At 43.3% G+C, this 8069-nt stretch carries 6 protein-coding genes; 3 read left to right on the top strand and 3 right to left on the bottom strand.

Annotation, left to right across the window (positions count from 1 at the left end):
* Positions 1–128: 128 nt before the first annotated feature.
* The gene (locus JFC07_RS06440; protein WP_198328674.1) at positions 129–3428 is read right to left on the bottom strand and encodes a DNA translocase FtsK; all 3300 of its coding nucleotides are present in this window, start codon (positions 3426–3428) and stop codon (positions 129–131) included.
* Between the two features lie 571 nt (positions 3429–3999).
* Between JFC07_RS06440 and trxB the strand changes: the two genes are divergently transcribed.
* From trxB to JFC07_RS06455, 3 genes are all read left to right on the top strand, one after another.
* A complete protein-coding gene (trxB, locus tag JFC07_RS06445; protein WP_198328675.1) occupies positions 4000–5022 on the top strand; it encodes a thioredoxin-disulfide reductase in 1023 nt (340 codons plus the stop codon).
* Positions 5023–5859 (top strand): leucyl/phenylalanyl-tRNA--protein transferase, encoded by an 837-nt coding sequence (gene aat / locus JFC07_RS06450; RefSeq protein WP_198328676.1) that lies wholly within the window; start codon positions 5023–5025, stop codon positions 5857–5859. It begins immediately after the preceding gene.
* Positions 5860–5964: 105 nt separating this feature from the next.
* The gene (locus JFC07_RS06455) at positions 5965–6402 is read left to right on the top strand and encodes a MerR family transcriptional regulator (RefSeq protein ID WP_144298154.1); all 438 of its coding nucleotides are present in this window, start codon (positions 5965–5967) and stop codon (positions 6400–6402) included.
* A gap of 27 nt (positions 6403–6429) precedes the next feature.
* On the opposite strand, the gene rimI is transcribed toward JFC07_RS06455, so the two are convergent.
* Together rimI and JFC07_RS06465 are read right to left on the bottom strand one after the other, a co-directional pair.
* Positions 6430–6915 carry a ribosomal protein S18-alanine N-acetyltransferase gene (rimI, locus tag JFC07_RS06460; protein ID WP_198328677.1) on the bottom strand — a complete coding sequence of 162 codons (486 nt, stop codon included), beginning with the start codon at positions 6913–6915 and terminating at the stop codon, positions 6430–6432.
* 293 nt (positions 6916–7208) lie between these two features.
* Positions 7209–7736, bottom strand: coding sequence for a peroxiredoxin (locus JFC07_RS06465; RefSeq protein ID WP_068404024.1), 528 nt, complete (start codon positions 7734–7736; stop codon positions 7209–7211).
* Positions 7737–8069 lie beyond the last annotated feature (333 nt).

Here is an 8069-nt window from a genome sequence, read left to right on the forward strand (position 1 = left end):
AAAAAATGACGATTTATAATCGATATACAAACTCATTGGTCATTCAGACGATGACAGTATTCTTTTCCCATAAAAAAAGACGAGCCACGTTCGTTACTCGTCTTTTTTTATGGGAAATCTATTAATTTTTACATCAACAGCTCGCGCTTACCACTTTTGCCCATAGAGCTGACCAAGCCAGCCTCTTCCATCGAGTCAACGATACGCGCCGCGCGGTTATAGCCGATGCTAAATTTCCGCTGGATACTAGATGCTGATACTTTACGCGTTTCCATTATAAAAGCCACGGCATCATTATATAAATCGTCATCTTCGCCAGAGGCATTTGCGGCACTACCGCCGCCACTGGGACTCGATAGCTCAAAGTTGCCGGCCATATTATCAATATAATCGGGTGCGCCGCGTTCACGCCATGCATCACAGACACGGTTGACCTCTTCGTCACTGACATAAGCACCATGGACGCGGTCGGGCTCAATTTGCCCAGGGCCTAAGAACAGCATATCGCCGTTACCAAGCATGTCTTCTGCGCCCCCGCTATCCAAAATCGTCCGCGAATCCACTTTTGAGTTTACTCGGAGCGCAGCACGCACTGGGATATTGGCTTTAATCAAACCCGTGATAACGTCAACTGACGGACGCTGAGTGGCAAGCATTAAATGAATGCCAGCCGCGCGTGATTTTTGTGCCAATCGCGTAATAAGTTCTTCGGCTTGCTTACCGACCTGCATAATCATATCGGCAAACTCATCGGCGACAATAACAATCATCGGTAAGGTTTTAAGCTTTGGCGCTTGGCTAATACTGACGCTGTCATTGGGACGCCATAAGGGATCAAGCATTGGATTCCCAGATTTTTCAGCGGCGATGACTTTTTTATTAAACTCGTTAAGTTTACGCACTTTTAATAAACTCATCAGCTGATAACGGCGCTCCATCTCTGCCACGCACCATGACAAGGCGCTGGCCGCTTCGGTCATATCAGTGACGACAGGTGTGAGAAGATGCGGAATATCATTATAGTTGGCAAGCTCGAGCTGCTTTGGATCAATCAAAATCATACGCAGCTCATTTGGCGTATATTTGAGTAGCATAGAGAGTAGCATCGAGTTGACCAATACCGATTTACCAGAGCCTGTGGTACCCGCAACGAGCATATGCGGCGCGCGCGCAAGATCGGTGATAATCGGATTACCGCCGATATCTTTACCCATCGCCATGCTGATTTGCGCCTTGGGATCTTTAAATTTTTCCGTATTTAGTAGCTCAATCAAACGCACCATTTCGCGCTTTTTATTGGGTACCTCGATACCGATATACGGCTTACCCGGAATGACCTCAACCACACGAAGCGACGCCATCGATAACGAACGTGCCAAATCGCGTGAAATACCCGTCACCTTGCTGGCTTTAACCCCAGGCGCAAGCTCTACTTCAAAGCGCGTCACCACAGGGCCTGGAATGGCATTGACCACGTTTGCTTTGACGTTGAATTCTTGCAACTTAATCTCTAACAACTCTGACAATTGCTCGAGCTCAGCGATGGTATAGCTTGGCTTACGGTTAGGGTCTGGCTTATCTAAAATCGACAGCTCTGGAATCGGTGTCAGGCTACTACGATAAGCGGCTGTTTGCATCGAGCGTGATTTTTGACTAAAAGCGGCATCATCACTAATATGCGGCATCACCGGCAGATTAGTGTCGTCAGCTCGGCTGTCATCTTCTGGCACCATGTCAGTAATATGATTACTGCTATCACCCTCTGGCACCGCAAAGGTTACGGTCGGTTTAGCGGCCGCCGGAGCAATATTGGTCACCGAAGTACCAGTGTCCACCGTTGGTGCTAATTTTGGATTGGCAGGCGGGGTATTGGTCGGCGTCATGTCAGTCATTTCGCTGACTTCATCTACTTTATCGATTTCATCACTTAGCGCAGCGTTATCTGTTTGCCAGTCTTTCGTCACTTCATGTTGAGTTGACAGCACCTCATGTTGAGTTAAAGGCTCAGAGTTATCGGTAAACTCAGAGTCTTCGATAGACCAAGCTTCAGAGAAGTCATCCATCGAATCATCAATGTCATTACCGATTAAATCCTCTGCTACTTTTTGCTCCTTGGCGAAAGAGGTCTGCATTACTGGCGCTTCAATGACGGTTTGTTTCTGTTCTACCTTAGACGCTACTGGCACTGCGGCGTGTTCTGCTAACCACGCATCTGCTAAGTTATTAACTTCTAAGCTATCAACTCCTAAATCAACGCTTTCTGTCATTTCATCTTCATCAGCAATATCATTAATGTCATCAAAAGCAACAGACGTAGCAGCAGAATCGTAACCAAACGTCTCTTGCTCAGCCATTGCTTCACGCGCCAACAAGTCCTCAACCGTATCAGCATCGTTCCAAGCAAAACTTGGTTCAACTTTACGTGCAGGAGCGGTAATAGAATTTACAGTAGCTGTTTTTATAGTAGCTGTTGACGCTTGCGGCTGATGGACGTGTTTGAAACTACTTGTATTCGCAGAAGCTGGTTGCAATTGACCATCTTGCGCTGCGCTATTCGTTGCCGTTTGTGCTACTGCTGCCGCCGCTGACATAGACGCTTTAACGCTAGCACCAAGACCTGACGTCGCCAAAAACTCTTTTAATACGTTGTTAAAACGACCATTTTTATCGGCGGTTTGAGCATGACTAGCATGGTCAGTAGCTGGCAAATCGAGTGGTAACTGCTCAAAACCTTGCGCCGCTTTTTCATCGCTCATACTTTCATCATTTTGCTGTTGCTCAGACGCTGTCGGCGCAGCTTGTCTATTTGCTCGCTTACTCTCATTCCCTTGAGCCGCATTGTCTTGAACTGCAGTATCACGCCATGACCACGTTTTGATTTTTTGATAAATCGCTAACCAATGAATATTAAAAGCAAATGTGGCAGTAATCACCACAAATACCGTCAAGAATATTACACTACCCCACTGCGATAATAATTGTGCCAAACGTGCTTGCAGCTCAAGCCCAATAATACCGCCAGCAACCCCTTTTAGCCCTGATGTCATCGGGTCTGCCACTTGCTGTACTAGCGCTACCAATTGCGCAAATAAGGCGCTGGCACTTAACAGCAGAAATACATAAGCCACGACACGTAATAACCAAAACGTTGGTTTATTATCCCACCAAATCAGCACCGACTCATAAACCAAAAACGCCAGCAACCACCAAGCACCAAACCCAAAGAAGCTATAGAGCAAATCTGACAGCCAAGCGCCCATCTCGCCGCCCATGTTATTCACGGTCGTCATGTCACTGCTGATATGCGACCAGCTCGGATCGTTACCCGTATACGTCATCAAAATGACGAACAAATAAACCGCCAGTATTAACCCAAGCAGGGTAAATATGCCCTTTTTTAAATACTCAATAAGTGGTGCTGATATCACGTAAGATCTGCCTTGTTGTCAATACTCGTCGCTAATGCTCGTTAGTGCTGGTTATTAATATAAATGGTTGCTAGCTTATGATTGAAATTTTTCATGCTGAAGTGATTTTCTACTATTAAGTGGCACTATATAAATACCATTATAATTTGATGCGTTATTCACTGACCACTACGCTTGCATAACTTCTTATAATAACAAATACATAGGCGTAGTGGCGACAGTGTTATCAAGAAAGCGCAGAAGAAAATCAATTATTAAGCGGTTGAGCAAAAAATGCAGTCATTAACCGAACATTCGCCACACCTTTCAGTAATAAACCAGTATGCAATGAAAAAGTATGCTTTCATTTTAAGAGCAGTTTTTAAGCGCTCCGTGCTTTGATTCTAATGATACCCATATTCATTTTAGCAAACTTGCACTTTTTGCCCTCAGCCCTTATGTTATTATCACACAGCAATAAGAAAAACCATATTCATCGCGATTTTAGCGACTATTTTTTATAACATTTATCATTTGTACCACGTATTTTAATTTTTATATTTCTTATTTAGATAGCAAGCAAGGAAATTTTATGGCAACTGATATCACGGCTCCGCGCCACGAAAAACTCATTATTTTAGGCTCAGGCCCTGCCGGTTACGCCGCTGCCGTTTATGCAGCACGCGCCAACCTAAAGCCTGTTATGGTCACGGGCTTAGAGGTTGGCGGGCAGCTAACCACGACTACTGAAGTCGATAACTGGCCAGGCGATGCCCATGATTTGACCGGTCCTGCGCTTATGGATCGTATGAAAGCCCATGCCGAGCGCTTTGGTACCGAACTGGTCTACGACCATATCAATGAAGTCAATTTGAATGAGCGTCCTTTTACGCTAAACGGTAATAACGGTAGCTATACTTGTGATGCCTTGATTATCTCAACGGGTGCTTCTGCGCAGTATTTAGGCTTAGAGTCAGAAAACAAATTCCGTGGCCTTGGCGTATCAGCTTGTGCCACCTGCGATGGTTTCTTTTATAAAAACCAAAAAGTAGCAGTTATTGGTGGTGGTAATACCGCCGTTGAAGAGGCTTTATACTTATCAAACATCGCCTCTGAAGTGACGCTAGTCCATCGCCGCGACAGCTTGCGCTCTGAGAAAATCCTACAAGATAAGCTGTTTGAAAAGGTTAAAAACGGTAACATCAAAATCGAATGGAACCATAAAGTTCGCGAAGTCGTCGGCGATGATATGGGTGTCAATGGGTTGGTCATCGAATCGATGCTTGATGGCAGCACCAAGCAATTAGACGTATTTGGCATGTTTGTCGCCATTGGTCATAAGCCAAATACAGACTTGTTCAAAGGCCAGTTAGAAATGAAAGATGGCTACTTAATCGTTAATAGCGGTCTAAATGGCAATGCCACCCAAACCAGTATCGAGGGCGTATTTGCCGCGGGTGACGTCGCCGACCACGTTTATCGTCAAGCCATTACTTCGGCGGGTACTGGCTGTATGGCAGCGCTTGATGCCGAAAAATATTTGGACGCTATGGGTGAGACAGTCGCTCGTGACCACACTTATGCTTCCACATTGACTGAAGATAAAGAAGCATAAATGAGCGATTTTGCTAAAGATAACGACCGCATTGATATTAATGCGGCTGCTATAGCGCCTGAAAACTTTCGTCAATACATAAAAAGTCTTGGGCGTTATAATTTTCCCGATCCTGCGATGGTGGACCCTGATGGCATCGGTATCGTTGCTGTCGGTGGAGATTTATCACCGGAAACGCTAATTTCAGCTTATGCGCAAGGATTATTTCCATGGTTTAATGAAGATGACCCTATCGCTTGGTGGTGCCCTGAGCCGCGCTGCATCATGGTGCCAACGGATTATAAGCCGAGTAAATCACTACGTAAACAAGCGGGTCGCGAACGTTGGCAGTTGACCCTCAATCAAGCGTTCGATGATGTTATCCATGCTTGTAGCTTACCGCGTAGCGATGGTTTCAATGCCGCGCTACCTGAGGGCGAACATACTTGGATTCATAGTGAAATGATTGACGCCTATACTGAGCTACACGCGCAAGGCTTTGCGCATAGCATTGAGGTTTGGGATGATAAACAGCATCTAATTGGCGGTTTATATGGCTTAAAAATAGGCGGTATTTATTTTGGCGAATCGATGTTTCATGTTGCTTCAAATGCTTCAAAACTCGCTTTTTGGGGCTTAATGCGTTTATGTGAGCAAAGCCATGTCGAATTGGTAGACTGTCAGCTACCAAACGACCATTTATTAAGTTTGGGAGCTGAAATCTTGCCACGCGCTAAATTTTTGCTAGAGCTAGATACTTTAATTGGCAGCCGTTCAGTCAAATGGCAAAAGGACTCTCATCAATCTTTAGCGGTCTCACTTCTCGATAAACCTCAGCCTTGGCAATTGAAAGTATAAAGTAAACTTAAATAAATCTATTTATAGTTAAACATAGTAACGAATAATGCTTGCTATCATTTTTTACACAATTAGTAATTTAGGTATTTTACTTACGAGGTCAGCATGGCACCCGACACAGCGTTTTTATTGATTGGCACACTAGCGGCGCAGGCCAATACCACCAAAGATACCATTCGTCATTACGACCAATTGGGGTTACTAAAATCTCGCAAACGCCAAGCAGGCTCCCGGCTTTATACCGAATTTCATCCCGAATGCGTCGAGCGTATCGAGCTCATCAAAAGTGCTCAAGCCATTGGTTTTACATTAACTGAAATCAAAGACAGCTTAAATGATTATTACGATGGTCAACTTGATATTGATTTGCAGCTAAGCCTTACGGAGCAGAAATTGGCGCAAGTTAAAAAACAGCAAACGACAATTAATCTGATGATAGAAATGTTGGCTGAACGCATCGAGGTGCTTGAACGCATGAAAACCGATAAAAATTATCTCTCTAATATCGAGATATGCAAAAAGAAAATACCGCCGCAAGCATAATTTAACTATTCTCTAAACAACCCATTGTTAATCGTAAAATCGCTGCATAATCAAGGCATCGATAGCGGGCCGATGCGGCAGTTGATAATAACTCTTTCGCTTATGAATGACGACAAAACCTTGCCGCTCATATAAAGCAAGCGCTGGTGCATTATCTGCGCGCACTTCTAATAATAAGCTCTCTACCTTATTATTTATTAACTCATTATTTAATGTAGCAAAAAGCTGCGAGGCAATACCTTGACGCTGATAATCAGGATGGGTGCCGATACGTAATATCTCTGCTTGCTCAAAAACCACTTGATATAAACAATAACCAACGATCTTATAGCCTGCTTCCTCTTCTGGTTTATACACTATCTTTATATGCGTACTATCTTGCGCGAGCATCTCAGCCAATGTCTGCTCAGTCCATGCGTCGTGCGGCTGTACGAGCGTTTCAATATTTGCGACTGCTTGAAGCGCTTGTTGCCGCTCTGAGGTATTGGTTGCTAATTTCTTTATAATAAACACCGCTTTTCCTTTTATTTTTCTTATGCCTTAACGGCTATGTTAGCGTAATTTTTAAACTTATTCATAAATGGCATTCTATATATGTCATAAATACATACCTAAGCTGCCTATATTCAAAGATATCTTAGACGTTTAGTTTAATACATCCAAAAATATTTGTAGAAGCCATAAAAAAACTGCTTAGCCCTTATACTTAAGGATTAAGCAGTTCGAAAGTATTTGAGCTTCAGCATTCAAGTAACTATCGACGCCTGATGATACCAGTCAAACATCAATGCACTTAAGAATTGTGATTAAGCATTACTTTTCAGATATTCTAACATGGTATCTGCATCTGATACTTCAAATGGATCTGTTGGACAGTTGTCATCAAAACCCGCTTCTTTAAACACTTTTTTGATTTCTTTATTATCGACATACATCGAATACCGCCATGAGCGCATACCAAAGCCAAGATTGCTCTTATCAACCAGCATGCCCATTTTACGAGTGAACTCACCATTGCCGTCAGGAAGCAAGAAAACGTTTTCACGGTTTTGCTTCAGGCCCCATTGGTACATGACAAAGGCATCATTGACAGAAATGCAAACGATTTCGTCTACGCCTAATGCCTTAAATTCATCGTAAAGCGCTTCATAGCGAGGTAAATGGCTGGTCGAACACGTTGGCGTAAAGGCACCTGGGAGTGAGAAAACCACCACTTTTTTATTGGCAAATAACTCATCTGTGGTTAGGTCATACCATTTGAATGGGTTGTCTCCGCCGATAGATTCATCACGAACACGAGTTTTGAAAGTCACATCAGGTACATGGGTAATCATTATTTACTCCAATTTAGGTTATTGTGTTTTTATTTTTAAAATGCTACCGCTATATAATAAAGGTTATAGTTATCTATAAGCAAATCTTTAATCTACTATATATAAATCAGTCCTTATAATTTATAGCTTTGGAATTTATTTTTTCAAATTAGAGAAAAACCCTAGTATTTAACCCCTTATCCTCATTCATACCCCACAAAAAAAGCCACCCCTTATCAGGATGGCTTTTTTCTTACTACATAACGTTATCAGATTTCTCTAATAGCGTTAGGGTTTTGATGCTTAGCTAAGGACGTTAGCAACAACACCAGCACCTACGGTACGGCCGCCTTC

This window comes from Psychrobacter faecalis (assembly GCF_016107575.1).
GTDB lineage: Bacteria > Pseudomonadota > Gammaproteobacteria > Pseudomonadales > Moraxellaceae > Psychrobacter > Psychrobacter faecalis.

Coding starts and splice junctions, on each gene's coding strand:
- aat (WP_198328676.1), top strand. CDS start 5,023: ATGAGCGATTTTGCTAAAGATAACGACCGCATTGATATTAATGCGGCT.
- JFC07_RS06465 (WP_068404024.1), bottom strand. CDS start 7,736: ATGATTACCCATGTACCTGATGTGACTTTCAAAACTCGTGTTCGTGAT.
- trxB (WP_198328675.1), top strand. CDS start 4,000: ATGGCAACTGATATCACGGCTCCGCGCCACGAAAAACTCATTATTTTA.
- JFC07_RS06455 (WP_144298154.1), top strand. CDS start 5,965: ATGGCACCCGACACAGCGTTTTTATTGATTGGCACACTAGCGGCGCAG.